Raw genomic sequence first — 24469 nt, 5'->3', positions numbered from 1 at the left:
GGGGCCGTGCGCCTCGCGGCCCTGGCCGCGGCCTGCTGTCTGCTCCTCGCCGGCTGCTCCGGCACCACGTCGTCCGGCTCGGACGCGGACGGGGCGGGCCGGTCGGGCGACCGGATCAAGATCGCCCTGGTCACCCATGGGGCCGAGGGCGACGCGTTCTGGGAGCTGGTGCGCAAGGGCGCCGAGGCGGCGGCCGCCAAGGACGGCGTCGATCTGACCTACGCCAGCGACTCCGACGGCGGCGGACAGGCCGAGCTGGTGCGGGACGCGATCCGTGAACGGGTCGACGGCATCGCGGTGACGCTGGCCAAGCCGCAGGTCATGAAGGCTCCGGTGAGCGCGGCCAAGGCGGCCGACATACCCGTGGTCGGCCTCAACTCCGGTATCGACGCCTGGCAGACCGCGGGGCTCCTGGAGTTCTTCGGCCAGGACGAGAGCGTCGCGGGCCGCGCGGTCGGGAACAAACTCGACGGCCTCGGCGCGAAGCACGCCCTGTGCGTCATCCACGAGCAGGGCAACATCGCCCTGGAAGCGCGCTGCGCGGGCGTCAAGAAGACGTTCACCGGCGAGACACAGATGCTCTACGTCGACGGAACGGACATGGACGCGATGACCACCGCCGTGCAGGAACGCCTCCAGCAGGACCCGGACATCGACGAAGTCATCGCCAACGGAGCACAGTTCGCGCTCGCCGCGGTGAAGGCGGTGGGGCAGGCGGGCAGCAAGGCCAAGGTCGCCACCTTCGACCTGAACAAGGACCTGGTCGCGGCCGTCCGCGACGGCAGCGTGCAGTTCGCGGTGGACCAACAGCCGTATCTCCAGGGCTACCTGGCCGTGGACGCGCTCTGGCTCTACAAGACCAACGGCAACCTCAGCGGCGGCGGTGTGGCCCCCGTGCTGACCGGCCCGGCCTTCGTCACGAGGACCAACGTCGCCGAAGTCGCCCGCTTCGCCGCCGCCGGAACCCGTTGACCAGGCTTTTCCCCGCTCCCCTCCCTCGCAGATCGCCCTAGGACGACTATGTCTCCACGGACAGGCGCCCGGCGCCGCCGTCTCGGCTCCATACGTCTCTCCCTGATCCTCCTGGCACTGGTGCCCAGCGTCACGCTCACCGCCATGTGGGGTGTGACGACGACCCAGATGTTCACGGAGGGGCTTCGGCTGCGCGATCAGACCGAACTGAGCCGGTCGACCGGCGCGATGGGCACCGAGGCGACGCTCGCGCTGCAGCAGGAACGCAGCCTGTCGGCCGTATGGCTGACCTCGCCCGCCGGCTCCCGGGCCGCGCTGGAGACGCAACGCACGAAGACGGACGCGGCGGTCGCCAAGCTGGTCAGCCGGGCGGACGACATCCAGCGGGCACCCGCCCGTGTCCGGGACCGGCTCTACTCGGTCGTCGCCTCCGCGGGCAGCCTGGAGTACTACCGGGGACAGGTGGACGACCCCACCGACATCACCGCCGCTCAGGCGCTGGACCAGTACACCTCGATCATCGACGACCAGATCCACGCCTTCCAGGAACTGTCCCAGGTCGACGACGGCGACCTCACCTCGCAGGCCGGCCCGCTCGTCGCCCTGGAGCACGCCGCCGAACTGGTCTCCGAGGAGGACCTCACCCTCACCCTGGCCGGGCCCGAGCGGCGGATGGACGAGAAGGCGTGGTCCGAGTTCGCGCAGCTGGTGCACTCACGCCGCTGGCTCGTGCAGGACCAGATCGTGCCCTCGCTCACCGGCGCCGCCAAGACGCAGACCGAGAAGATCCTGACGAGCTACCAGTGGCAGATCCTGGAGTCCATCGAGAACAAGGTGCTCGCGGCCCGGGCGAAACCGAGCGAAAACGGTGACATCGTGTTGCCGGACGTGCAGAAGCAATGGCGTGCCGCACTCATCGACGTCTCCGACCAGTACTCGGCGCTGATCCGGCAGCAGACCACGGAGCTGCTGCAGCGCAGCGCGGACGACGCGCGCGGGCTGCTGATCACGGCCGCCTCGCTCAGCGCCGGCGGTCTCGTCGCCCTGCTGGTGTGCGTCGGCATGTCCTGGCGGATCACCCGCTCGCTGTCGCGGCGGCTGCGCGGGCTGCGGATGGCGACGCTGAGTCTGGCGCACGAACGGCTCCCGGACGTGGTGGCCCGGCTGGACCGGGGCGAGACCGTCGACGTGGACGCGGAGACCCCGCCGTTGGACTACGGCAGCGACGAACTCGGCCAGGTGGCCAAGGCGTTCAACACCGCGCAGCGCACCGCCGTCCTCACCGCGGTCGAACTCGCCGACACCCGGCGCGGTTTCCAGAAGGTCATCCTGGGCATCGCCCGGCAGAGCCAGAACCTGGTCAACCTCCAGCTCAGCAAGCTCGACGCGCTGGAGCGCCGGCACCAGGACCCGGAGGTGCTCAACGGTCTGTACGAACTGGACTCCACGGCCAGCCAGTTGCGTCGCTACGAGGAGAACCTCGTCATCATCAGCGGCGGCCGGCCGGGCCGCAGCTGGGCGGAGCCGGTGGCGCTGATCGACATCCTGCGCAGTGCCGTCGGGGAGGTCGCCGAGTACCGGCGGGTGGAGGTGCACACCGAGGAGGAGGTGTACATCGCGCCGCCCGCCGTGGCGGACGTCATCCATCTGCTCGCCGAGCTCATCGACAACGCGACCTCCTACTCGCCGGCGCCCGGTCCGGTCGGGGTACGGGCCGCGCTGGTGGCGAGGGGACTGGCGATCGAGGTCGAGGACCGCGGCCTCGGGATGTCCGAGGAGGACTACGTCTCGTTCAACGCCCAGTTGGCGGTCCCGCCCCAGTTCGACGTGGTCGCGCTCGCCGACGACCTGCGGCTGGGCATGTTCGTGATCGCCCGGCTCGCGACCCGGCACGGCATCGCCGTGACCCTGCGCTCCTCGCCGTACGGCGGGACCACGGCGATCGTGCTGGTCCCGGACGACATCGTGGTCCGCGAGGCGCCCACCTCCGAAACCCCTGAAGCCGAGCTCTCCCGCGAACCGAGAACCGTCGGCCCTCGCGCACCGGAGACGGACCTCCCGTCGCCGGGACGGGACCCGTCGGACGCGGTGCGGGAGGCCTCGGGCTCCCGCGAGGCGGAGGACATATCCAGCGCGGTGCGGGAGCCCGGCGGCTCCGGACCCGAGCAGGAACCGTCTTCCCTCCCGGCGCGGAATGCCGCCGCCGCCCCGGATCCCGACTCGCCCGCAGACCGCGAGCGGGCATCCGACACCGCACCCGCCTCGTCGGCCGCCGCCGCACGCGGGGCGGCGTCGCCCCGGGTCACCGGAGCACCGGCCGCCCGCCGCGACGGCCTCGTCCCGCTCCCGCGCCGGATTCCGCAGACCAGCCTCGCCACCGAGTTGCGCGAGGACTCCGCTTCTGCCGCGTCCGCTGCGTCCGTCGAGGAAGACGGTTACCCGGACGACTTCACCGCGGAGCGCGCTGCCTCTTCCCTCGCCGGTTTCCAGCGGGGCACGCTGCGGGCACACGCCGACGCCGACGAGCCGGTGCCCTGCCCACAGGACGCGGCCGCCGAGGACGACGTCCCCGGCCCGCCGGTCGCTGCCGCAGGCATCCCCCAGACCCCGACACCGCCCGCCGACCGCTCATGAAGGACACCGCGATGACACACTCCATCCCTGGCACGAACACCCAGCTCGACCAGCTGCTCACCGGTCTCGTGGACCGGGTCGCCGATGTGAACCAGGCCGTCGTGCTCTCCGAGGACGGGTTGGTGGTCAGCAAGTCCACCGGTTTCCTGCGTGAGGACGCGGAGCGGCTGGCGGCGACGGCGTCCGGCCTGATGAGTCTCAGCAAGGGCGTCAGCATGGATTTCCGCGGCGGCCCGGTGCGCCAGGCGCTCATCGAGATGGCCAACAGCTATCTGATCCTCACGTCGGCCGGCCCGGGGGCCCATCTCGTCGTGCTGGCCGGTAAGAACGCGGACGTCGGCGTGGTGGCGTACCAGATGAACATGTTGGTGAAGAAGATCGGCGAGCACCTCAGTGCGGCGCCGCGGGCCCATGTCGGTCCCGCCGTGCGCACCAACGGCGGGTGAGGTGAGCGGAGGCGACGAAGCGGGCCGGCTCGTCCGGCCGTTCACCCTCACCGGTGGGCGGACCCGGCCCAGCCGCGCCGACTTCACGCTCATCACGACGGTCACCGCGGTGGACCCGCCGCCCGAGCGGGCCGCCCGGCCGCAGCCGGAACACACCCGGATCCTGCGGCTGTGCGCCCGGCCGCTCGCGGTGGCGGAACTCGCGGCCCACCTCGACCTGCCGGTCAGCGTGGTCGTCATCATGCTCTGCGATCTGCTGGAGGCCGGCCTGATCACGGCCCGGCCGCCGCGTCCCGTCACCGGTACCCCGGACCTGGACCTGCTGCAGAAAGTGAGGGAAGGCCTTGGCCGGATCTGATCCCGCCGCTTCCGACGCCACTTCCGACACCGTTTCCGAAACCGCTTCCGACGCCACTTCCCACACCGTTTCCGACACCAGTTCCCACACCGTTTCCGGAACCGCTTCCGACGCCGCTTCCGCCGCCGACCCGGCAGCGGCGCCCGACGCGGTGAAGATCCTCATCGCCGGCGGTTTCGGCGTCGGCAAGACCACCATGGTCGGCGCGGTCAGCGAGATAGCGCCGTTGCGCACGGAGGAGCCGCTGACCGTCGCCGGGCTGGACGTCGACGACCTGAAGGGCATCGAGGAGAAACGGTCCACCACCGTGGCCCTCGACTTCGGGCGGATCACCATCGCCGCCGACCTGGTGCTGTATCTCTTCGGCACCCCCGGCCAGCAGCGGTTCTGGTTCATGTGGAACGACCTGGCGATCGGTGCCCTCGGGGCAGTGGTCCTCATCGACGTGCGCAGGCCGGAGTCCAGCTTCGCCGCCATCGACTTCTTCGAACGCCGGGGCATCCCCTTCGTCATGGCCGTAAACGGTTTCCACGGACTGCATCCCTATCCCACGGAGGAGATCAGGGAGTCGCTGGCACTGCCGGAGCACGTTCCGGTGCTGCTGTGCGACGCGCGGGAGCGGAAGTCGTGCCGGGACGTGCTGATCGCCCTGATCGACCGGTTGATCGACGACGTCACGTCTCCACCGAGCCCGACACACTGATACCGCGCCGCGTGACGGCATCGCCGTGGAGTTTCCCCGTCGGCGACGCGTCGTGCAGCTGATCTCGTCCGGCCTGCTCACTGCGAGGCGACCGCGCCGGCCACGGGGGCGCGCCCGGTGCCGCCGGAGGACCCGAGCGTGCCCCGTCAGCGACTCCCGCGGGCGTTGAGCCGGGCGGCCTGGCGCGTCAGGTGGTCTCGCTCGGCGAGGTTGAGCGCCTTGTGGGCCGCCTCGGCGTACAGCCGTGCCGCCGTCGCCAGGTCGCCGTCGCGCTCGTGGAGGTACGCCGCCACCGCGGCATAGCGGGGCAGCGAGGCGTCCAGCGCGGCGAGCGCCGCCAGGCCGGCACGCGGTCCGTCGGCCTCCCCGACGGCGACCGCGCGGTTGAGCCGGACGACCGGGCTGTCGGTCAGGCGCGCGAGCTCGTCGTACCACTCGACGATCTGCACCCAGTCGGTCTCCTCGGCGGTGGGCGCGTCGGCATGGAGGGCCGCGATGGCGGCCTGGGCCTGGAACTCGCCCAGCCGGTCGCGGGCGAGGGCCGCCTGGAGGATCCCGACGCCCTCGGCGATCGACGCGGTGTCCCAGCGGCCGCGGTCCTGCTCGGCGAGCGGCACCAGGCTGCCGTCCGGCGCGGTCCGGGCGGCGCGCCGGGCGTGGTGGAGCAGCATCAGAGCGAGCAGCCCGGCCACCTCGGGGTGGTCGATCGCGGCCGCGAGCTGCCGGGTGAGCCGGATGGCCTCGGCGGCGAGGTCGACGTCGCCGGAGTAGCCCTCGTTGAAGACCAGGTAGAGGACGCGCAGCACGGTGGCGACATCGCCGGGCTGGTCCAATCGCACGTCGGAGACGGTGCGCTTGGCCCGGCTGATGCGTTGCGCCATGGTCGCCTCGGGCACCAGATAGGCCTGGGCGATCTGGCGAGTGGTGAGACCGCCGACGGCCCGCAGGGTGAGCGCGACCGCGGACGCCGGGGTCAGTGACGGATGCGCGCACAGGAAGTAGAGCTGGAGCGTGTCGTCCACCGCGGGCGCGGTCCCGGGCGGCGGTTCCTCGTCGACGAGGTCCTCACGGCGGCGGCGGGCGGCGTCCGCCCTGGTCACGTCGAGGAACTTGTGCCAGGCCACGGTGACCAGCCAGCCCTTCGCATCCCGCGGAGGGTCGGCCGGCCAGACGCGGACCGCCTGGAGCAGGGCGTCCTGCACGGCGTCCTCGGCCGCCGCGAAGTCGGCTCCGCGGCGGACGAGGATCGCGAGCACACCGGGGGTGAGGCTGCGCAGCAGTGCCTCGTCCATGGGCAGGGTCACTCCGTGACGGTGGGCGGCTCGGTCAGGAACGGGCGCAGCTCCAGCCACTCGTGGATCGGTTCCCCGCCTGCCCCGGGGGCGGCCGACAGCTCTCCGGCCAGTTCGAGGGCGCGCTCGTAACTGTCGACGTCGATCACCATCCACCCGGCGATGAGGTCCTTGGTCTCGGCGAACGGGCCGTCGGTGACCGGTGGGCGGCCCTCGCCGTCGTACCGGACGAACGTGCCGCTGGGGGCGAGCGCCTGGCCGTCGACGAACTCGCCGGTCCCTTCGAGCCGGGCGGCGAAGTCGGTCATGTACTGCACGTGGGCCGAGATCTCCTCCGGCGTCCACTTCTCCATCGGCACGTCGTTGACCGCAGCCGGGGCGCCGCGGTAGTGCTTGAGCAGCAAGTACTTGGCCATCGTGTCTCTCCTCGGTGGTGCGACCCCTGGTGGTCGCGTTCATTGCGGGGACGGAGCCGGTCACCGGTTCTCGACATCGTCGTCCGATTATTTTTTCCGGGCTTCGTGGATGGGCCTGGGCGAGCCGTCTCCCCGCGTCGTGCGCGGGTGTTTCCGTGTCCAACGAACGGTTTCGGGAGCAGATGCGCGTCAGCCCTCGACCTCGGCGTCCTCGACCTCGGTGTGCTGGTCCTCGGCGTCCTCGTCAGAAACCGGAGATCCGTCAGCGGGCCCCTGCGGCACGCAGGACGGAAACCGTTTCCGGGTGGGGTCCCGCGGCCGCCCATTCGAGGGGAGTCAGCCCGGTGCCGTGGTCCTCGCGGAGGGCGGGGTCGGCACCGTGGGCGAGAAGAGTGCGGACCGTCTCGGTGTGGCCCCAACAGGCCGCCGCACACAGGGGAGTTCCCTCGGCGCCGAGGCCTGCGCTCTCGGCGTCGGGCGGCGCACCGGCCGCGAGCAGTATGCGTACGGTGTCGGCGGCGCCGTGAACGCTGGCCGCGTACAGCGGAGTCGTGCCGTCGGCATCGGCTGCGGCCGGGTCGGCGCCGGCACGGAGCAACGACTCGACCTCTGCGACTTCCTCGAACATGGCCGCCGCCATCAGACGCTTCGTCAGTTTCTTCTGCCGTCTCCTGTTCACGGACGCCGAGACTATGCCCTGGTGAGCGACGAAGGCGTCGATTTTCCATCGGCGACGCACAGGCCCAAGGCGGGAAACCGCCAAGCGTGTCGCAGTGATTGACCTGTTCCCCTCCCGCCCCTACCTTCTGACCGACTCGCCGAACCTAGTTCGATATTTCGAACTTTCGGTCGGCGTCAACGGGCCCCCGCACCCCCTGGAGCGCATATGACCCCCAACCCGTCCCGCCGTCTCTTCCTCGGAGCGGCCGCTTCCGTCCCCATGGCTCTCACTCTCGGCGTCCCGGCCGCCCACGCGGCCGACTCGGCGTACGTGATGGGCTACTTCACCGAGTCGACCAGCCTCGGCCTCGGCACCGACTACGGCCTCCACCTCGCCGTCAGCACGGACGGGTTGCGCTGGATGCCGCTGAACCAGAACAACCCGGTCGTCACGCCGACCGAGGGCGCGCTGGGCCTGCGCGACCCGTTCATCCTGCGCAAGCAGGACGGCACCTTCGTCGTGCTCGCCACCGACCTCAAGGGCACCGACTGGAGTTACGTCAGCCAGTACGTCCATGTGTGGAACTCGACCGACCTGCGCACCTTCACCGGGTACCACCGGCTGAAGCTGCACGACCTGAACACCCACAGCTGGGCGCCGGAGGCGTTCTGGGACGCGGGACGCGGGCAGTACGCGCTCATCTACTCCGCCGTCAACGGCAGCGGCCACAACGTGCTCATGGTCAACTACACGACCGACTTCGTCACGGCGTCGGCGCCCCAGGTCTTCTTCGACCCCGGCTACGACGTGATCGACGGTGACATGGCCGTGGGCGTGAACGGCGTGAACTACCTCTACTTCAAGAAGGACCAGACGCTGGTGGGCGCGCGGTCCACCTCCCTCGACCCGGGCAGCTTCACGGTCTTCAACACGGGTGTCGCGCACGGGGGCACCGAGGCTCCGACCCTGGTCAAGTCCCTCACCTCCAGCACCTGGTGGCTCTGGGGAGACACGTACACCCCCAACGGCGTGTTCTACGCCTGGCAGTCCACGGACCTGTCGGCGGGCACCTGGACGGCTCTCGACCAGAAGACCTACACCCAGCCGGTCAACTCCAAGCACTGCGGCATCACGACGATCACCAGCACCCAGTACAGCAACCTCGTGGCCCACTGGGGCGCTCCGGCCTGGAACCGGCTCAAGTCGTACAACTACCCGGACCGTTACGTCCGCCACTCCAACTACATCGGCCGCATCGACACGTACCCCTTCGACCTGTACACGGACTCGGAGTGGAAGCTCGTGCCCGGCCTGGCCGACAGCTCGGGGGTCTCCTTCCAGTCGGTGAACTACCCGACGCGCTACCTGCGGCACTACAACTATCAGCTCCAACTCGACGTCAACGACGGCACGTCGACGTTCGCCGGGGACGCAACCTTTTACCGCACGGCGGGCCTGGCGGACGCCGGCTGGTCGTCGTTCCGCTCGTACAACAACCCGACCCGCTACATCCGGCACTCGAACTACGTGCTGCGCATCGACCCGATCTCGACTACCACGGAGCAGCAGGACGCGACGTTCTACGTGGGCTACTGAGCGGAGCCGCTCAGGGGGGTCGGCTCACAACTCGGCGAGCACCGGAAGTAGTTCGGTCGCCGCTGTCACGTCGCCGGTGAGGGGGCGGTCGTCCGTGTCCGCGGGCAGGGCGGCCGCCGCCACGGCGAAGGCGGCTATAGGCGGCGGCGTCGGATGCATCCTCAACGCCCTTACTGAGCCGACCAGTTCGCAGGCCAGGACGGTGGCGTAGGCGTCCGTCGCGCGAAGGGCCTGGCGGGCGGCCTGTCCGGCGAAGCTGGCGGCCTCCTCCAGGCCCCGCGCGAGGACGGCGTGACCGGCCGAGGCGGGTGCCGTGCAGGAACGCAGCTCCGCCAGCGCCGAGTTGGCCGTGTACTCCAGGATCATCGTGCCCGAGCTGCTCGCGGGCCCGGCCCCGAGGAACGCGGACAGACCGGTGAGCCCGGGGTCGCCGAGCGCGGCCAGACGGGCGGCGGAGAGCTGTGCGGTCTGCAGCAGGGCGAGATCGGCGGCGTCCAGGGCGAGGCCCAGGGGTGCGGCGAAGAATCCGCCGTGGTGGTAGGCGGCGGTTCCGTCGCCGTCCATGAGGGGGTTCTCCGAGGGGCAGTTGACCTCCACCTCGATGATCTCGCGCAGCCGCTCGGAGGCGTCCAGGGCGCAGCCGTGCGCCTGGGGAAAGGCGCGGAAGCCGAACGGGTCCTGGATACGCCTGCCTTGACGTTGCGGCGGCCGGTCGGGCAGCCCGAGCAGCCGCCGCACCTCAGCGGCCGCGCGGGCCGCGCCGGGATAGGGCCGCAGGGCGTGCACGGGAGCTGCGTACGCCTCCGGCGAGCCGGACACCGCGGCGAGGGACAGCGCGGCGACGACGTGCGTGGCCCGCAGCAACACGTCCAACTCCCGCTGGGCCAACGCGGCTTGCCCGAGCGTCAGGGCGTTGCTGCTGAGCAGCGCGAGGGCGTCCCCGGGCTGGAGCGTGACGGGCGCAGGGAAGCCGGTGGGGGCGGGAGCAAGTGCGGGGGCGAACGCGGGGGCGGTGTGAGGACCGGGTCCGGGCGGCGAGCCGGCGGGCACGGCCGCAGGCTGAGCGACGGGAACCACCGTGAGCAGTGCGGGCGAAACCGGCTGAGCACGGTGAGCAACAGCAGGTGGGTCAGCAGGTGGGTCAGCAGTCGCGTCAGCCGGTGCGTCTGCAGGTACGCCGGCGAGCACCCGGTCGGCCGAGGCCCCCGAACGACCGTCCGCCCACGCACCGGCTCCGGCTCCGGCTCCGGCTCCGGCACCCGCACCCGCACCCGCACCCGCACCCGCACCCGCACCCGCACCCGCACCCGCACGATCCTGCGGCGAAGGCCGCTCCGCCGAACCCGTCGAGCCCTCCGACTCACCGCCGTTCCCGTCCCGTTGGCCACCGATCCGGGCCCGTTCGCCGCCGTTCCACGGCCGTTCGCCGCCGATCCAGGCCCGTTCGCCGATGAGCGTCAGGCCCGTCTGGGCCAGGGCCGTCAGGTCGCCGGTGCCGATGGCTCCGTACTCGTTGACGGCCGGGTGGACGCCGAGACGCAGGGCATCGGCGAGGGCGTCGATGAAGGCGGGCTGGATGCCTGAGCCCCCGGCGAGGAGCTGGTTGGCGCGGACCGCGAGCATCGCCCGGACCTGCCGGGCGGGGAGCAGGGCGCCCGCTCCGCCCGCATGGCTGCGCAGCACACGCAGGCTGTGCGCGGCCTCGTCGGCCTCCTCGACCGGCACCGAGCGCTGTGCGCCGACGCCGGTGCCACGGCCGTAGAGCCGTCCGGTGGCGGCGAGCCGCTCGGCGGTCCGCCGGGAGCGGACGGCCCGTTCGCGGGCCTCGGGGTCCACCGTGGGCACGGCCGCACCGTCGGCGAGCGCGATCAGCTCGCCGACGGTGAGGGTGGTTCCGTTCAGGACGACCCGGGCGCCCACGCGGTGCGGGGCGACCCGGGCCGGTCCGTTTGCTGTTGTGTCCAACGGTCCAGTGGTCCGGCAGTGTCGAAGGATGCGGGGCAGGCTCAGCCCAGGCCGGCCGACTTCAGCCAGGCCTTGGCGACGTCCAGCGGGTCCTTGCTCTCCAACTGCACCTGGGAGTCCAGGTCGAGCAGGGTCTTCGTGTCGAGCTTGGCGGAGACGGCGTTGAGCGCGTCGATGCCCTCCTGGGAGAGCCCGCTCTTGTAGACCAGCGGAGTCACGTTCGCGAATCCGAACAGGTTCTCCGGGTCCTGGAGGACGACGAACTTCTCCTTGGTGATGGTCGGGTCCGTGGTGAAGATGTCCGCGGCCTGCACGGTGTTCTGCTTCAGTGCCGCCTGGGTCAGCGGGCCGCCCGCGTCGAGCGCCTTGAAGGACTTGAACTTCAGCCCGTACACCGCCTCCAGGCCGACCATGCCCTGCTGGCGGGTCTGGAACTCGGGCGAACCGCCCAGCACCAGGTCCGGCGCGATGTCCTTGAGGTCGGCGAGCGTGGACGTCGCGGTGAGGTTGTACTTCTTCGCGGTCTCCGCGTTGAGCGTGACGGAGTCCTTGTCCTCGGCGGGCGACGACTCCAGCAGCGTCAGCTTGGAGTCGAGCTTGGCCTTCGCCGCGGCGTTCACGGTCTCGAGCGACTTCTGCTCGGCCTTCGCGTCGAGGTAGGCCAGCAACGAGCCGTTGTACTCCGGGAGAACAGTGATGGAACCGTTCTTGAGCAAGCCGTACGTGGTCTCACGGCTGCCGATGTTGGGCTTGTAGGACACCTTGATGCCCTTGGCCTTCAGAGCCTCGCCGTAGATGTCGGCGATCAGGATGCTCTCGGCGAAGTTGTTGGAGCCGACGACCACGGTGTCGCCGGCCGCCTTGTCGCCGGCCAGCGGGTCGGAGGTGTCGTCGGACGAGGAGGAGCATCCCGCCAGCAGGGCCGTCATCGCGGCGAGGGCGACGGCCGCTGCACCGGGGTGGTTCCTGAGGGACCTGCTGCTGTGGGCGTTGGAAGTCACGGTTCCCGTTCCGAGCTGGGGGGTCGATGAAAACTCAAACACTGTGGCCTGATCCAATCCAGCCGCTTCTCGGTCAGTCAAGGTCGGCAGGATTACCGATTGGCTTCGATCCGTGATCACTTGCGTGCGGATCGGGAGATCACCTGTGTACTCCTCCGGAGGCCCCCAGCAGGCCCTCGTATGCCGCTTCGTAATCGATTCTTGACGTAGGGCGACGCGCTCGACCGTTCGAATAGGCGATAGTGTCGCCGGAGTTGGCGTCCGCCACAGCAGTCGGCGTCGGCCACAGCGGTGTACGGGGGCCACTCCGGTGTCATTGATTTTCGGACACTTGCGTGCAGGAAACAGCAGGAAAACGGCACGCATGCAGCACCCCCTGCACGCCTGCAACGCCCTTTTGAAGGAGGCCCGGTGTCCACGAAAGAGGTGGACGCGCCCGCCCGGTCGGCACCCTCGGCGCCGTCGTCCGTGCGTCGGAGTCTGCGAGGTTTCGCGGACCGATGGCCCTTCCAGCGCAAGCTGAACGTACTCGTCGGTATCCCGCTCGCGGTGATCGCCCTGCTGCTGACGTATCTCATCGTCGACCTGGTGCAGGAGTCCAACCGCGCGGAGGACTCCGCGCAACTGGTGCGTGACAGTGCCCAGGTGGCCCAGCTCGTCTCCGAACTGCAGAACGAACACCAGCAGGCCATCCTGCTCTCCGTGCGGCACGAGGCGTCCCTGGACGGCGGCACCCCCTCGACCGACGGGTACCGGCAGGCGCAACTCGCCGTGGACGCCCAGGTCAAGAAGGTGGTCCGCACCTTCGGCGACCGACTGCCGGACACCGAGGCGCAGGCCCTGCGGGAAATCGAGGGCCTGAGCGGACTGCGCTCCACGATCGAGCAGGGCTATCTACCCGCCGACAACATCGACCCCGCGTACTCCGGCGCCGCCAACGGCCTCATCGACGGCCTGGGCCTGGACCGCAACTCCGCGCTGGCCACCACCTTCACCGGCAACCTGCTCGACTCGCTGCTGCGCGCCGACGCCGCCCACGGCGCCTACGAGACCGGCGTGTTCTCCGCCCGCACCGGCGACAGCAACGCGCTCATCGAGTTCACCGGCGCGGTCGGCTCGTACGAGCTGTACACCTACCAGGCCCAGCGGTTCGACCGGTTCGCCACGGACGCGCAGTCCGACAAGCTCGGCGACATCGAGCACAACGCCGCGCAGGCCTCCATCGGCCGGCACTTCGCCGAACTGGCCGTCGATCCCAGCGCCCTGCAGGCCGAGTCGACGGCCGACATCCGCAGGGCGTTCCGGACGGCCATCGCCTCCTACCCCGACTACAGCGCGCAGGCCGGCACCCGGCTGCAGATCACCACCTCGCTCATCGACCAGATCGCCGACCGCGCCGACGACGCCTCGGTCAGCGCCCAGTGGCGCGTCGGCCTGCTGCTGAACCTGGCCCTGATCGGCTTCGCGCTCTGGATCGCCTTCTCCATCCTGGTCCGCCGCTCCGTGGTCCGCCCGGTGCTGGCGCTGACCGGCGCCGCCCAGGAGGTCGCGGACGTCGCCGGTCGCGAGCTCGCCCGGGTCGCCGACGACGACGCCGAGGAGTCCGGCCCCCCGCGGCTGCGTGAACTCCCGGTCACCGCGGACGACGAGATCGGTGAACTCGCCGAGGCCTTCAACAACGTGCAGACCACCGCGGCCGCGCTGCTGGAGCGCCAGGTGCTCAGCCGGCGCAACGTCGCCGAGATGTTCGGCAACGTCGGCCGCCGCGTCAGCAACCTGACGACCCGCCAGCTTGCGCTGATCGACGCGGTGGAGCGCGGCGAGACCGACCCGGCGCTGCTGGAGCGTCTCTACTCCATCGACCACATCGCGGTCCGTCTGCGCCGCAACGCCGACAGCCTGATGCTGCTGGCCGGCATCCGCGAGACCGTCCTGGACGGCGGCCCGACCGCCCTCACCAACGTCGTACGCGCCGCGCTGGGCCAGATCGAAGGCTTCCAGCGGGTACAGCTGCGGGCCGCGACCGAGACCATGGTCGAGCCCGACATCATCGGCGACCTGACGCTGATGATCGCCGAACTCCTCGAGAACGCCGTGTCGTTCTCGCCCGAGGGCAGCCCGGTCGAGGTGGTCGTCGGCACCGACGCCGACGGCGCGTCGATCACCGTCGCCGACCACGGCCTGGGCATGAGCGTCGAGCGCCTCGCCGAGGAGAACGCCCGTCTGGTGCGCCGCGAACGCCTCGACCTCGTCCCGACGAAGGTGCTCGGTCTGTTCGTGGTCGGCGCGCTCGCCCGCCGCTGGGACGTCGACGTCACCCTGTCCCGCACCCCGGGCGGCGGTGTGACGGCCGAGGTGCTGATCCCCTCGACCCTGCTCCTGACGATGAGCGAGGTCGGCCCGGCGGGCAAGCCCGCGCCTCTCGCCCCGCCGTCCTCCCTCGCCTCCGCCGCACTCGCCGCCCCGTCGGCTCCCGCGGCCGGCCCCTCCCCGTCCTCCTCGGTCCCGTCCTGGGCCACGAGCGAGGACGACCCGAACTCGCTCCCCCGCAGGGTGCCCCGCCGCGACCCGTCCCCCGCCGACCGGGACACGGAGGCCCCTCTCACCCCGGCGGCCACCACCGACGACAACCCGACGACCGACTCGGCCACGGCCCACTCTGCTACGGCCCGTTCGGCTACGACGGACTCCGCCACGGCCGCGGCCGGTGCTTCGACCCGTACGGCGAAGTCCGAGGCCCTCGCCGCCCCGGGCCGGCCCGAAGCACCGACCGCCGCGGCCGAGCCGGACAGCCCCGTCCCTGCCTCGGCCTCGGCCCCGGCCGATGACGCTGCGAGCCCCGCGGCCCGCACGCATCCGGCCGGACCGGGCATCCCGGCACCCCGCACGGCCGAGCCGACGCTCCACGCCCGCGCGGAGGACGGACCCGAGGCGAACGCCCGTACGCCCGAGCCCCACGCCCCCACGACGGCGGGCCACGACGGCGGCTCCGCAGGCCGCCCCGGGCTCCCCACCCGTGGGTCGGAACCGCGCGCGGCAGACGGCGCCGACCGCTCCGCCGAACCGGCACCGCTCGGCGGCGACGGCACCCGTCCCCTCCGCCGCCGCGTCCGCGGGGCCACGCTGCGGACGACCGTCGACGCCGCCGCCCAGCAGGCGGCACGGCAGGCCCCCCGCCCCGCCGACGCGGACGCCGTCCGCAGTGCGCTGGACGAGTTCGAGGCGGCCGTGGCCCGTGCGCACCGTGACACCGGTGGGGACACGGGTGAGCACCCGCGCCTCGCCGACGGCCCCACCGACGGCCCCACCGACGGCCTCTCCGAAGGCCCCATCGCTCGCCGGAACGACCGCCGGCGCGACCACCGTCCCGACGAGCACCCCGACCGGGCCGACCGGACCGAGCGGACGCAGCCGTCCGACTCGTCGTCCGACCGGACCGACCTGATCACCGATCCGATCACCGTCCGGGACACCACGCACCACCAGAACCACCTTCCGGAAGGAGCCGAGCAGTGAGCACGTCGACAGGTGAGACTCCCGCCGGAGACGCCAAGCCGACCGATCTGCGGGCCGCCGCAGCGGACTTTTCCTGGCTGCTCAACCGTTTCGCGATCGAGACCGCAGGCGTCGTGGACGCCATCGCGGTGTCCTCCGACGGGCTGCTGATCGCCGTGTCGGAGCTACGCGAGCACGCCGACTCCGAGCGGCTGGCCGCGATCGTCTCCGGCATCACCAGCCTGGCCGCCGGCGCCTCCGGCAACTACGGCCTGGGCGGACTGAACAAGGTCATCATCGACCTGGAGGGCGGTCACGTCCTGGTCTCCGCGATCGGCAGCGGCGCCGTGCTCGGCGTGGTCACCGACAAGGAGGCGAAGCTGGGCAACATCGCCTACGAGATGACGGTGTTCGCCAACCGCGCCGGCAGCGCGCTCAGCCCGCAGCTCGTCCTGGAACTCAAGAACAGCGTCGGCGCCACGCGTACGCGTTGACGCGTGCAACCGTAGAGAAAGCGATTTCCGATGGCGGACGGCCGTACCCCGCGCGGGGCAGGCGAGGACGGCGTCGCCCCCGTCGGCCCCGCGCCCGCGGTCCGGCCGTTCCTGGTCACCGCCGGCCGGGTGGCGGGCGGCGCCGGCGAGGCGGCGTCCGGCCGGACGATGCCGGTGGAGACCCAGTTGGTGGCCACCGCCGACGGGCTCGCCGCGCTCGGCCGGCTCTCCTTCGAACAGCACGACATCGTCGCCGCCTGCCGTGTGCCGCAGTCGATCGCGGAGATCGCGGCCAGGCTGCGGCTGCACCTGAACGTGGTGCGGGTTCTCGCCGAGGACCTGCGGGCGGCGGGGCAGCTCTCGGTGCACGTGCCCGACTCCGGCGTCACCCACGACGCATCCGTTCTGCGCAGGGTTATCGATGGCCTGCGGGCCATCCCCGACTCCCGGGGGGTACTCCGTGACACCGACTGAACCGCTGGTCCGCACCTCGGCCGGGCAGGCCGCCGTACGGCCGCCGCTGCCGGTGAAACTGGTGATCGCGGGCGGCTTCGGCGTGGGCAAGACCACCGCCGTCGGCTCGATCTCCGAGATCGAGCCGCTGACCACCGAAGCGGCCATCACCGAGGTCGCGGCCGGGGTGGACGACCTCAGCCACACCCCGCGCAAGACCACCACCACGGTCGCGATGGACTTCGGCTGCATCACCATCGACCCCACCCTGAAGCTGTATCTGTTCGGCACCCCCGGACAGGAGCGGTTCGGTTTCATGTGGGACGACATCGTGGAGGGCGCGATCGGCGGACTCGTCATCGTCGACACCCGCCGTCTCGACGACTGCTACGCCGCCGTCGACTACTTCGAGCACAAGCAGATCCCGTTCGCCGTTGCCGTAAACGCTTTCGACGGTCATGTCGCGCACACGCTGGACGAGGTCCGCTGGGCCCTCGACGTGTCGGACGGCGTCCCGCTCCTGGTCTTCGACGCCCGCGAGCGCGGCTCGGTACGGGACGCTCTGCTCGTCGTGCTGGAACAGGCACTGGCACGCTCGGAAGGCTGAGGAGAACAGGACTCGGGTGCCGGGGGGCGAATGGCGTTCCTCGCACCCGGGTTGTCCCCGTCATGAGCCACGACGAAAGCGGTTACGACGACATTCAGGACGGCGACGACGACGGCGACGACGGCCGTACGATCACCGACCCGCCCGCCCTGCACAACCCCACGTCCTTCGGCTACAGCCATGCCGTGTCGGCCCCGGGTGAACTCGTCTTCCTCGCCGGGCAGTACGCCTCGGACGCATCCGGCGCCCCCTGTTCCCGGCGACTTCGCCGCCCAGGTGGAACCGGCATTCGACCGGCTGGAGTCGGCGCCGGCCGGCGTCGGTCTACGACTCCAGCACGTCGTGCGGCTGGGCACGTTCATCGTCGACCACGACCCCGGCAAGCTCGAGACGCTCGGCAAGGCCCTGCATTCCCGTTTCGGTAACCGGTTGCCCGCTCGGACCCTGAGCGGAGTCGCCGCGCTGGCCCTGCCCGGCATGCTCTTCGAGGTCGACGCGATCGCCGTCCGGCCTACTCCTCGGATCCGGGCCCTGTCACCGTCGCCCCGTTGAGCGACCGGGCCAGCACGGCCGCGCCGACGGGTGCCGCGAGCAGACTGCCGACGAGGATGCCGATGTCGGCGTCGTCCAGCGCCGGAAAGGCCCAGTTCACCGCCGCTGCCCCGAGCAGGGTCGCCGTGACCAGCGTCAGAAGGGCGATACCGATCGCACGCCGGCGCGGCGGCCCCGCGCGGTACGACTCCGCCGCAGGCCAGACGGCGAACATGCCGGTGGTGAAGAGGAGGAGACCGGGGTCGGGCAACCACCCGAACGGCCATGTCACCAGGGTGACGATCCCGGCGAAGGCGAGGCCGACGAGTTCCATCAGGACGGTGGACACCGCCAGGTCCCACGGACGCGGCCGGACCGGGCCGGCCCCACTGTCCACTTCCTCATCGGCCACGTGGGCAGAGTAGCCGACAGCAGTACGAATGCAGCCTGGACGGCCCTTAGTTGCTCCTCCGCACTCCCGGCGACACCGTCAGCTTCGTCGCCCCCCAGAACAGCGCGAGCGTGGCGAGGGCCAGGCCGGCGACCAGGGTGGCGCCGCCCACGACCTTCTCGTAGTCGTGCTGGTAGAGGCCGTCGACGATGTAGCGACCGAGGCCGCCGAGACTGACGTACGCGGCGATCGTGGCTGTGGAGACGATCTGGATGGCCGCCGAGCGCAGACCGCCGAGGATGATCGGGAGCGCGACGGGCAGTTCGACCCGCAGCAGGATGTCGGACTCGCGCATGCCCATGCCCCGAGCGGCGTCGACCGGGGAGGGATCGACGGAGCGCATCGCCTCGTAGGTGGTGACCAGGATCGGCGGGACGGCGAGGACGACCAGCGGGATCATCACGGGCAGCATGCCGAACCCGAGCACGATGGTCGTCACGACGAGCAGACCGAAGGTGGGCAGTGCCCGGCCGGCGGTGGCGACCAGCGAGAGGACGTTTCCGCCACGCCCGTAGTGACCGGTCACCAGACCGATCGGCAGCCCGATCACCGCCGCGAGGGCGAGCGCTTCCAGGGAGTACTGGACGTGTTCCCACAGGCGGGTGGGGATTCCGTCATAGCCCTGCCAGTGCGCGCTGTCGTTGAAGAAAGCGTTTACGAAATTGAGTACGTTCACCGGGCTGCGTCCTCCAGGGCGGGCACGGCCGGATCGGGCCGTCGGCCCTCGGCGGGCTTGGACTTTCCGCCGCCCGCTCCGCCCTTTCCGCCCGTGCCGCCCGTGCCGCTCGGCATCCAGGGGGTGAGCAGGATGCGGAGGCCGACCAGCGCGGCGTCCGCCAGGACCGCCAGAGCCGCGCTGGTGATCACGGAGTTCCAGGCGAGTTCCGGCCGGTTGTAGATCTGCGCGTCGTGCAGCAGGTTGCCGAGCGCGCCCTGGTTGCCGATCAGCATGCCGACGCTGACCAGGCTGATGCTGGACACGGTGGCCACCCGTAGACCGGCGATGATGGCGGGCACCGCGATCGGCAACTGGACCTGCAGGTAACGGCGTACGGGGCCGAAGCCCATGGCGGTCGCGGCGGCCAGGGTCTCCTGCGGCACCGAGCGGACGCCGTCGACGATCGCCGGGACCAGCACGACCAGGGTGTAGATCGTGAGCGGGATCATCACCGTCAGTTCGGTCTGCCCCGTGTAGTCGATGAGGACGACGAAGAAGGCCAGGGACGGGATGGCGTAGAGCACGGTCGTCACCCACAGCACGGGCGGGTACAGCCAGCGCAGCCGCACGCACAGCTGGGCCAGCGGGAGCGCGAGCAGCAGCCCGCCCAGCACCGGCAGCAGGGCCTCGCGCAGATGCAGCCCGATGAGACCGAACCAGTCGTGCTGGAGGTCGCTGGGGATGTCGAAGAAGCGGTTCACCGGGCGACCTTCTGGGCGGACTTCCCGCTGTCCTGCTGTTCCTCGCGGCCTGCCGCGTGAGCGCCCCGGATGGCCTCGCCGATGGCCGCCTGCGAGACGACTCCGGCGGCCCGTCCCTCGGCGTCCACGGCCACCGCCCAGCCGGTGGGCGACAGAACGGCGCAGTCGAGCGCGGCCCGCAGCGAGTCCTGCCCGGCGACGAACGGCCGCCCGTACGGCAGCAGTCGGTCGGCGTCGACCCGTCCGGCCGTCAGCTCACCGGGTTCGCTCCAGCCGAGCGGACGGCCGTCCAGGCCGGTAACGAGGAGGTAAGGGGTTTCTGCCGCAGCGCGAGCGGCGATCTGCTCGGCGGTGGCGTCGACCGCGACGATCGGAGCGGTGAGCAGATCCAGGCCGGCCGAGGAGAAGAACGACAGGCGTCGGATGCCCCGGTCGGCGCCGAGGAAGTCCTCGACGAACGCGTCGGCGGGGTCGGACAGCAGCTCGGCGGGCGGCGCGAACTGCGCGAGCCGGCCGCCGGTGCGCAGCACGGCGACCATCGTGCCGATCTTGACGGCCTCGTCGATGTCGTGCGTGACGAAGACGATCGTCTTGCCCAACTCCGACTGGATGCGCAGGAGTTCCTCCTGCAGGCCCTTGCGGACGACGGGGTCGACGGCGGAGAACGGCTCGTCCATCAGCAGCACCGGCGGATCGGCGGCGAGCGCCCGGGCCACGCCGACGCGCTGCTGCTGACCGCCGGAGAGCTGATAGGGGTAACGCTTGGCGAACGACGCGTCGAGCCCGACGCGTTCCATCAGCTCCCGGGCCCGCGCGCGGGCCTTGTCCTTGCTCCAGCCCAGCAGCCGGGGCACGGTGGCGATGTTGTCGACGATCGTGCGGTGCTGGAAGAGTCCGGCGTTCTGGATGACGTAACCCATGGACCGGCGCAGAGTGTTCACCGGTTGCTGACGGCTGTCGACGCCGTCGATGAGGATCGAGCCTTCGCTGGGCTCCACCATCCGGTTGATCATCCGCAGGGTGGTCGTCTTGCCGCAGCCCGAGGGGCCGACGAGGACAGTGATCGCACGGTCCGGAATGTCGAGAGAGAGCCGGTCGACCGCCACCGTGCCGTCCGGGTATCGCTTGGTGACTGAATCTATCCGTATCAAAACGCCGAATACCCTTCGGGTCTGGCAAGTTCTGCCCACGCTCGACCACGCGAGTTCGGGCCGTTGCGGGGAGAGTCTAAACCGGTTACCAGATCAACAGTCCGCCGCCGACCCGTTGGGCGTACCGGGCGCTCGCCTCGATGCCGTTCAGCCGGCCGGTGAGGTGCAGGGCGTGTTGCTCGGCCGTCCGGTCGGGCGGGCAGGTGTCCGCGGCCAACCGCTCCATATGGGTGCATACCAGGGCGAGTTCGGCGAGGAAGGCGGGGATCTCCGCCGGGCCGACGACATCGCTGTTGTGCACGCTCACCAGGGCCGGCAGGAACCGTGCGCCGATCCGCTGCACGGCCGGTGATCCCCAGACCGTGGTGCGCCATGACTCCGGCCCGGCCAGGTCCATGCCGTCGGGACGGTCGTCCCGCTCCCCGGTCAGGATGTCGAGGTCGCCGTCCTCCCGCACCAGGAAGACCTCGCTCGTCAGACTCATGCCCGCAGTTGACCACGGGCCCCGTCCCCCGGGCGAAGCGGTTTCCTTCTGTTTCCTCTCAGCCCCTCCCTCAGCCCCTCCCTCTCGGCCCCTCCCGTCCCCGCGATCCGTTCTGTGCGCAACCTGTGAGTCCGCTGATTCTCACTCTTCCCTCAGGACCGGCTCAGGGATCCCCCAGACACGGCCCCGATCGTCATGGCCATGAACGAAACGAACGCGGGAGGCGTCCGGCAGCGGTCGGTCGAGATCGTGGTGCCGGTGTACAACGAGGCACACGTCCTCGCCGACAGCATCGGCCGTCTCCACGCATACCTCGAAGAGTCCTTCCCGTTCCCGTTCCGCATCACGATCGCGGACAACGCCAGCACCGACCGCACCTGGTACGTGGCGACCGACCTGACCCTCCGTCTCCCGCACGTGCACGCCATGCGGCTGGAGCAGAAGGGCCGGGGCCGCGCCCTGAAACACGTGTGGAACCGGTCGACCGCCGACGTCGTCGCGTACATGGACGTGGACCTGTCGACGGGCCTGGAGGCCTTCCTCCCCCTGGTCGCTCCGCTGCTCTCCGGCCACAGCGACCTCGCCATCGGCAGTCGGCTGCACCGCCAGGCGGCCGTGGTCCGGGGCACCAAGCGGGAGTTCGTGTCCCGCTCCTACAACCTGCTGCTGAAGGCCGGCCTCGGCGCCGGCTTCTCCGACGCGCAGTGCGGCTTCAAGGCCGTCCGCGCCGACGTCTTCCGCGCGCTCGCCCCGCACATCGAGGACACCGCCTGGTTCTTCGACACCGAACTGCTGGTCCTGGCCCAGCGCAACGGACTCCGTGTCCACGAGGTGCCGGTCGACTGGACCGACGACCCCGACAGCCGGGTCGACATCGTCCGCACGGCCGTGGACGACCTCAAGGGCATGGGCCGGATGCTCCGCTCCACCCTCACCGGCCGCACCCGGATTCCCGCCGTGCCCCGCCGCGTCCGCACCCCCCAGGTGCCGGCCGCACGCACCGCCTCCTCCGCCGTCCTGTCCACCGGGGCGACCACCCACCTGGAGTACGCGTCATGACGACCCTCGCCCCGCCGCCCGTCCCCGTCCAGGAGGACGGCCCCCGCCACCGGGCGGCGCCGCCTGCCGACGGCGGACCCGCCTCCCGCGCCAAGCGTCTGTTCACCGGAGCCCCCGACGACCCCCGCTGGGCCCGCCCGGCGCTCTGGGCGATCCTCGTCCTGGCCACGGCCCTCTACGCCTGGAACCTCTCCTCGATCACCGGTAACACTTTCTACGACGCTGCCGTCTACAGCGGCACCAAGAGCTGGAAGGCGTTCTTCTTCGGCGCCCTGGACGCCGGCAGCTTCATCACGGTCGACAAACCGCCGTTCGCCCTGTGGGTGATGGGCCTGTCCGCCCGCGTCTTCGGATACGGCACCTGGCAGTTGATGCTGCCGATGGTCGCCGTGGGAACCGGTTCCGTCGCGCTTCTCTACCGGCTGGTCAAGCGGGACTTCGGCGCCGTGGCGGGGACGATCTCCGCGCTGGCGTTGACGCTCACCCCCATCACGGTCGCCATCACCCGGGACACCAACCCGGACCCGATCCTCGTCTTCCTGATGCTGCTGGGCGCGGCCGCACTGCTGAAAGCCGTGCGCACCGGCCGGCTGATGCCGCTGGTGTGGTCGGGCGTCGCCATCGGTTTCGCGTTCAACACGAAGATGATGCAGGCGTACGTGGTGCTGCCTGTCTTCTTCCTGGTGTATCTGTGGGCCGCGCACGGCTCGCTGGGCAGGCGCATCCGCAATCTGGCGGTCGGCACGGTCGCGCTGGTCGTCTCCAGCGCCTGGTGGATGGTGGTCGTCGACCTGATCCCGGCCTCGTCCCGGCCATACATCGGCGGCTCGACCGACAACACGGTCTGGGACCTGGTCATCGGCTACAACGGTTTCGGCCGTATCTTCGGGGCGAGTTCGTCGGTGGGCTCGCAGGGCAACGGCGCGAGCTTCGGCGGCGACGCGGGCCTGTACCGGATGTTCAACGAGATCATGGGCGGCCAGATCTCCTGGCTGATCCCCTTCGCGGCGATCGCGCTCGTGGTCGGGCTCGTCCTGCGCGGCCGGGCGCCCCGTACGGACGCCCGGCGCGCCGCGCTGCTGCTGTGGGGCGGCTGGTTCGTCCTCCACTATCTGACCTTCGCGCTCGCCGAGGGCACCTTCCACCCGTACTACGTCACCGCCATGGCTCCCGGCATCGCGGCGCTGGCCGGCGCGGGCGGCGTGATGCTCTACAACGCTTTCCGCGACGGTTCCGCGGCCAAGTGGGGCTGGGTGCTGCCGGCCGCGATCGCGGCGAGCTCGGTCTGGGCGGTCGTCCTGCTCCAGCGGGTCTCCGGCTCCGGGACGCTGTACACGGTCGCCGAGGTCGTGACCGGTGTGGCGGGAGCCGCCTCGGTGATCGGGCTGCTGGTCGGCCGGTTCACGAAGCGGCAGCGGCTGATGGGCGTCGCGGCGCTGGCGGCGGTCGTGGCGCTGCTCGCCGGTCCGGCCGCCTACTCGGCCTCGGCGGCCGGCTCCAGCACCAACGGCACCAACCCGACGGCCGGCCCGAGCACCGGCGGCGGTATGGGCGGGGGCGGCATGGGCGGTGGCGGTGGTCAGCGACCCAGCAGCACGACCGGCGGGCCGGGCACCAACTCCGGTGCGGCGCAGAGCGGTTCGGGCGACGGCCAGGAGACGGGCCAGCCGCCGTCGAACAGCGGCGACTCGACGAGCGGTGACAGCTCGACGACCGGCGGCAGCTCGGCGGAGTCCGGTGCGACGGAGTCGGGCACGACCGAGTCCGGTACCGCGGAGTCGGGTTCGACCGAGTCCGGTGCGACCGACAGCCGCACCGGCGGCGGCATGGGCGGCGGAACCCAGGTGTCGTCGGCGATGATCACGTACCTGGAGAAGAACCAGGACGGCGCCACCTGGCTGGTGGCGGTGGCCACCGACCAGACGGCCTCCTCGATCATCCTGGAGTCCGGTGAGCCGGTCATCTCGATGGGCGGCTGGTCCGGCAGCGACAACGCGATGACGCTCGCCAAGCTCAAGAGCCTCGTGAAGGCGGGCAAGCTGCACTACATCGTCGTCAGCGACAGCGGCCAGGGCTCCTCGAACTCCGAGATCTCGACCTGGGTCAAGGCGAACGGCACGGCCGTGTCCGACTACAGCGGTCTCTACCGCCTGGACGCGTCCGACGTCAGCTGAGAAACCTCGTACGGGACAGTCCGTACACACGCGAAGGGCGGGCCGCCGGTGAAGCCGGCGGCCCGCCCTCGATGCGTTTTCCACGTCCGCGAGAAGTCCGACCAGCG

Annotated in this window: 22 protein-coding genes and 1 pseudogene; 13 read left to right on the top strand and 10 right to left on the bottom strand. The window is 71.0% G+C overall.

Translation table 11 applies throughout. The annotated features are described in order from the left end of the window. The first annotated feature begins 6 nt into the window (after positions 1-6). The 5 genes from ACWD4O_RS01470 to ACWD4O_RS01450 all read left to right on the top strand — a co-directional run bounded on the left by ACWD4O_RS01470 (position 7) and on the right by ACWD4O_RS01450 (position 5113). The gene (locus tag ACWD4O_RS01470) at positions 7-972 is read left to right on the top strand and encodes a substrate-binding domain-containing protein (protein ID WP_451276275.1); all 966 of its coding nucleotides are present in this window, start codon (positions 7-9) and stop codon (positions 970-972) included. A gap of 48 nt (positions 973-1020) precedes the next feature. Then, positions 1021-3606 carry a nitrate- and nitrite sensing domain-containing protein gene (locus tag ACWD4O_RS01465; RefSeq protein ID WP_451276273.1) on the top strand — a complete coding sequence of 862 codons (2586 nt, stop codon included), beginning with the start codon at positions 1021-1023 and terminating at the stop codon, positions 3604-3606. Positions 3607-3617: 11 nt separating this feature from the next. Beyond that, entirely contained in the window at positions 3618-4052 is a 435-nt protein-coding gene (locus ACWD4O_RS01460) for a roadblock/LC7 domain-containing protein (protein WP_351909374.1), read from the top strand. 1 nt (position 4053) lies between these two features. Further along, positions 4054-4410, top strand: a complete 357-nt coding sequence (locus ACWD4O_RS01455; RefSeq protein ID WP_451276271.1) for a DUF742 domain-containing protein — start codon at positions 4054-4056, stop codon at positions 4408-4410. A 151-nt stretch (positions 4411-4561) separates the two neighbouring features. After that, positions 4562-5113, top strand: a complete 552-nt coding sequence (locus ACWD4O_RS01450) for a GTP-binding protein (RefSeq protein WP_451276723.1) — start codon at positions 4562-4564, stop codon at positions 5111-5113. Between the two features lie 146 nt (positions 5114-5259). Here the strand turns inward: ACWD4O_RS01450 and ACWD4O_RS01445 are convergent, their stop codons facing one another. The 3 genes from ACWD4O_RS01445 to ACWD4O_RS01435 all read right to left on the bottom strand — a co-directional run bounded on the left by ACWD4O_RS01445 (position 5260) and on the right by ACWD4O_RS01435 (position 7500). Further along, positions 5260-6405: an RNA polymerase sigma factor gene (locus ACWD4O_RS01445; protein ID WP_451276721.1), complete on the bottom strand. Its 1146-nt coding sequence runs from the start codon at positions 6403-6405 to the stop codon at positions 5260-5262. An 8-nt stretch (positions 6406-6413) separates the two neighbouring features. Continuing rightward, complete coding sequence (locus ACWD4O_RS01440; RefSeq protein WP_451276269.1) at positions 6414-6821, bottom strand: YciI family protein; 408 nt, start codon at positions 6819-6821, stop codon at positions 6414-6416. A 262-nt stretch (positions 6822-7083) separates the two neighbouring features. Beyond that, the gene (locus ACWD4O_RS01435; RefSeq protein ID WP_451276267.1) at positions 7084-7500 is read right to left on the bottom strand and encodes an ankyrin repeat domain-containing protein; all 417 of its coding nucleotides are present in this window, start codon (positions 7498-7500) and stop codon (positions 7084-7086) included. Positions 7501-7707: 207 nt separating this feature from the next. On the opposite strand from ACWD4O_RS01435, the gene ACWD4O_RS01430 reads away from it, so the two are divergent. Then, positions 7708-9078 (top strand): glycoside hydrolase family 43 protein, encoded by a 1371-nt coding sequence (locus ACWD4O_RS01430; RefSeq protein WP_451276265.1) that lies wholly within the window; start codon positions 7708-7710, stop codon positions 9076-9078. 24 nt (positions 9079-9102) lie between these two features. Here ACWD4O_RS01430 and ACWD4O_RS01425 read toward each other — a convergent pair whose 3' ends face one another. Both ACWD4O_RS01425 and ACWD4O_RS01420 read right to left on the bottom strand, forming a co-directional pair. Then, the gene (locus tag ACWD4O_RS01425; protein ID WP_451276263.1) at positions 9103-11043 is read right to left on the bottom strand and encodes an aromatic amino acid lyase; all 1941 of its coding nucleotides are present in this window, start codon (positions 11041-11043) and stop codon (positions 9103-9105) included. A 41-nt stretch (positions 11044-11084) separates the two neighbouring features. Then, positions 11085-12044, bottom strand: coding sequence for an ABC transporter substrate-binding protein (locus tag ACWD4O_RS01420; protein WP_451276261.1), 960 nt, complete (start codon positions 12042-12044; stop codon positions 11085-11087). Positions 12045-12455: 411 nt separating this feature from the next. Here ACWD4O_RS01420 and ACWD4O_RS01415 point away from each other — a divergent pair, with 411 nt between their 5' ends. The 5 genes and pseudogenes from ACWD4O_RS01415 to ACWD4O_RS01395 all read left to right on the top strand — a co-directional run bounded on the left by ACWD4O_RS01415 (position 12456) and on the right by ACWD4O_RS01395 (position 17645). Further along, on the top strand, positions 12456-15560 hold the full coding sequence (locus ACWD4O_RS01415; RefSeq protein WP_451276259.1) for an ATP-binding protein: 3105 nt from the start codon (positions 12456-12458) through the stop codon (positions 15558-15560). Next, complete coding sequence (locus tag ACWD4O_RS01410; protein ID WP_351909391.1) at positions 15557-16033, top strand: roadblock/LC7 domain-containing protein; 477 nt, start codon at positions 15557-15559, stop codon at positions 16031-16033. Before ACWD4O_RS01415 ends, ACWD4O_RS01410 begins: the two co-directional genes overlap by 4 nt. 30 nt (positions 16034-16063) lie before the next feature. Beyond that, a complete protein-coding gene (locus ACWD4O_RS01405; protein ID WP_451276256.1) occupies positions 16064-16507 on the top strand; it encodes a DUF742 domain-containing protein in 444 nt (147 codons plus the stop codon). Further along, positions 16494-17093, top strand: coding sequence for a GTP-binding protein (locus tag ACWD4O_RS01400; RefSeq protein ID WP_351909395.1), 600 nt, complete (start codon positions 16494-16496; stop codon positions 17091-17093). The genes ACWD4O_RS01405 and ACWD4O_RS01400 overlap by 14 nt, the downstream gene beginning before the upstream one ends. Positions 17094-17155: 62 nt before the next feature. Further along, positions 17156-17645 (top strand): annotated as a pseudogene (locus ACWD4O_RS01395) (RidA family protein). Here the strand turns inward: ACWD4O_RS01395 and ACWD4O_RS01390 are convergent. The 5 genes from ACWD4O_RS01390 to ACWD4O_RS01370 all read right to left on the bottom strand — a co-directional run bounded on the left by ACWD4O_RS01390 (position 17605) and on the right by ACWD4O_RS01370 (position 21129). Beyond that, positions 17605-18036 (bottom strand): hypothetical protein, encoded by a 432-nt coding sequence (locus ACWD4O_RS01390; protein WP_451276254.1) that lies wholly within the window; start codon positions 18034-18036, stop codon positions 17605-17607. The pseudogene ACWD4O_RS01395 and the gene ACWD4O_RS01390 overlap by 41 nt on opposite strands. A gap of 46 nt (positions 18037-18082) precedes the next feature. Beyond that, on the bottom strand, positions 18083-18751 hold the full coding sequence (locus ACWD4O_RS01385; protein WP_358804293.1) for an ABC transporter permease: 669 nt from the start codon (positions 18749-18751) through the stop codon (positions 18083-18085). After that, positions 18748-19494, bottom strand: coding sequence for an ABC transporter permease (locus ACWD4O_RS01380; RefSeq protein WP_451276251.1), 747 nt, complete (start codon positions 19492-19494; stop codon positions 18748-18750). Before ACWD4O_RS01380 ends, ACWD4O_RS01385 begins: the two co-directional genes overlap by 4 nt. After that, complete coding sequence (locus ACWD4O_RS01375) at positions 19491-20645, bottom strand: ABC transporter ATP-binding protein (protein WP_451276249.1); 1155 nt, start codon at positions 20643-20645, stop codon at positions 19491-19493. The genes ACWD4O_RS01380 and ACWD4O_RS01375 overlap by 4 nt, the downstream gene beginning before the upstream one ends. A gap of 85 nt (positions 20646-20730) precedes the next feature. Next, on the bottom strand, positions 20731-21129 hold the full coding sequence (locus ACWD4O_RS01370; protein WP_451276247.1) for a hypothetical protein: 399 nt from the start codon (positions 21127-21129) through the stop codon (positions 20731-20733). A gap of 201 nt (positions 21130-21330) precedes the next feature. On the opposite strand from ACWD4O_RS01370, the gene ACWD4O_RS01365 reads away from it, so the two are divergent. Continuing rightward, the gene (locus ACWD4O_RS01365; RefSeq protein ID WP_451276245.1) at positions 21331-22188 is read left to right on the top strand and encodes a dolichyl-phosphate beta-glucosyltransferase; all 858 of its coding nucleotides are present in this window, start codon (positions 21331-21333) and stop codon (positions 22186-22188) included. Further along, entirely contained in the window at positions 22185-24362 is a 2178-nt protein-coding gene (locus tag ACWD4O_RS01360) for an ArnT family glycosyltransferase (protein WP_451276243.1), read from the top strand. Before ACWD4O_RS01365 ends, ACWD4O_RS01360 begins: the two co-directional genes overlap by 4 nt. Positions 24363-24469: the final 107 nt, after the last annotated feature.

The organism is Streptomyces sp. NPDC002623 (assembly GCF_053592635.1).
This window is presented reverse-complemented; position numbering and strand designations above follow the sequence as displayed.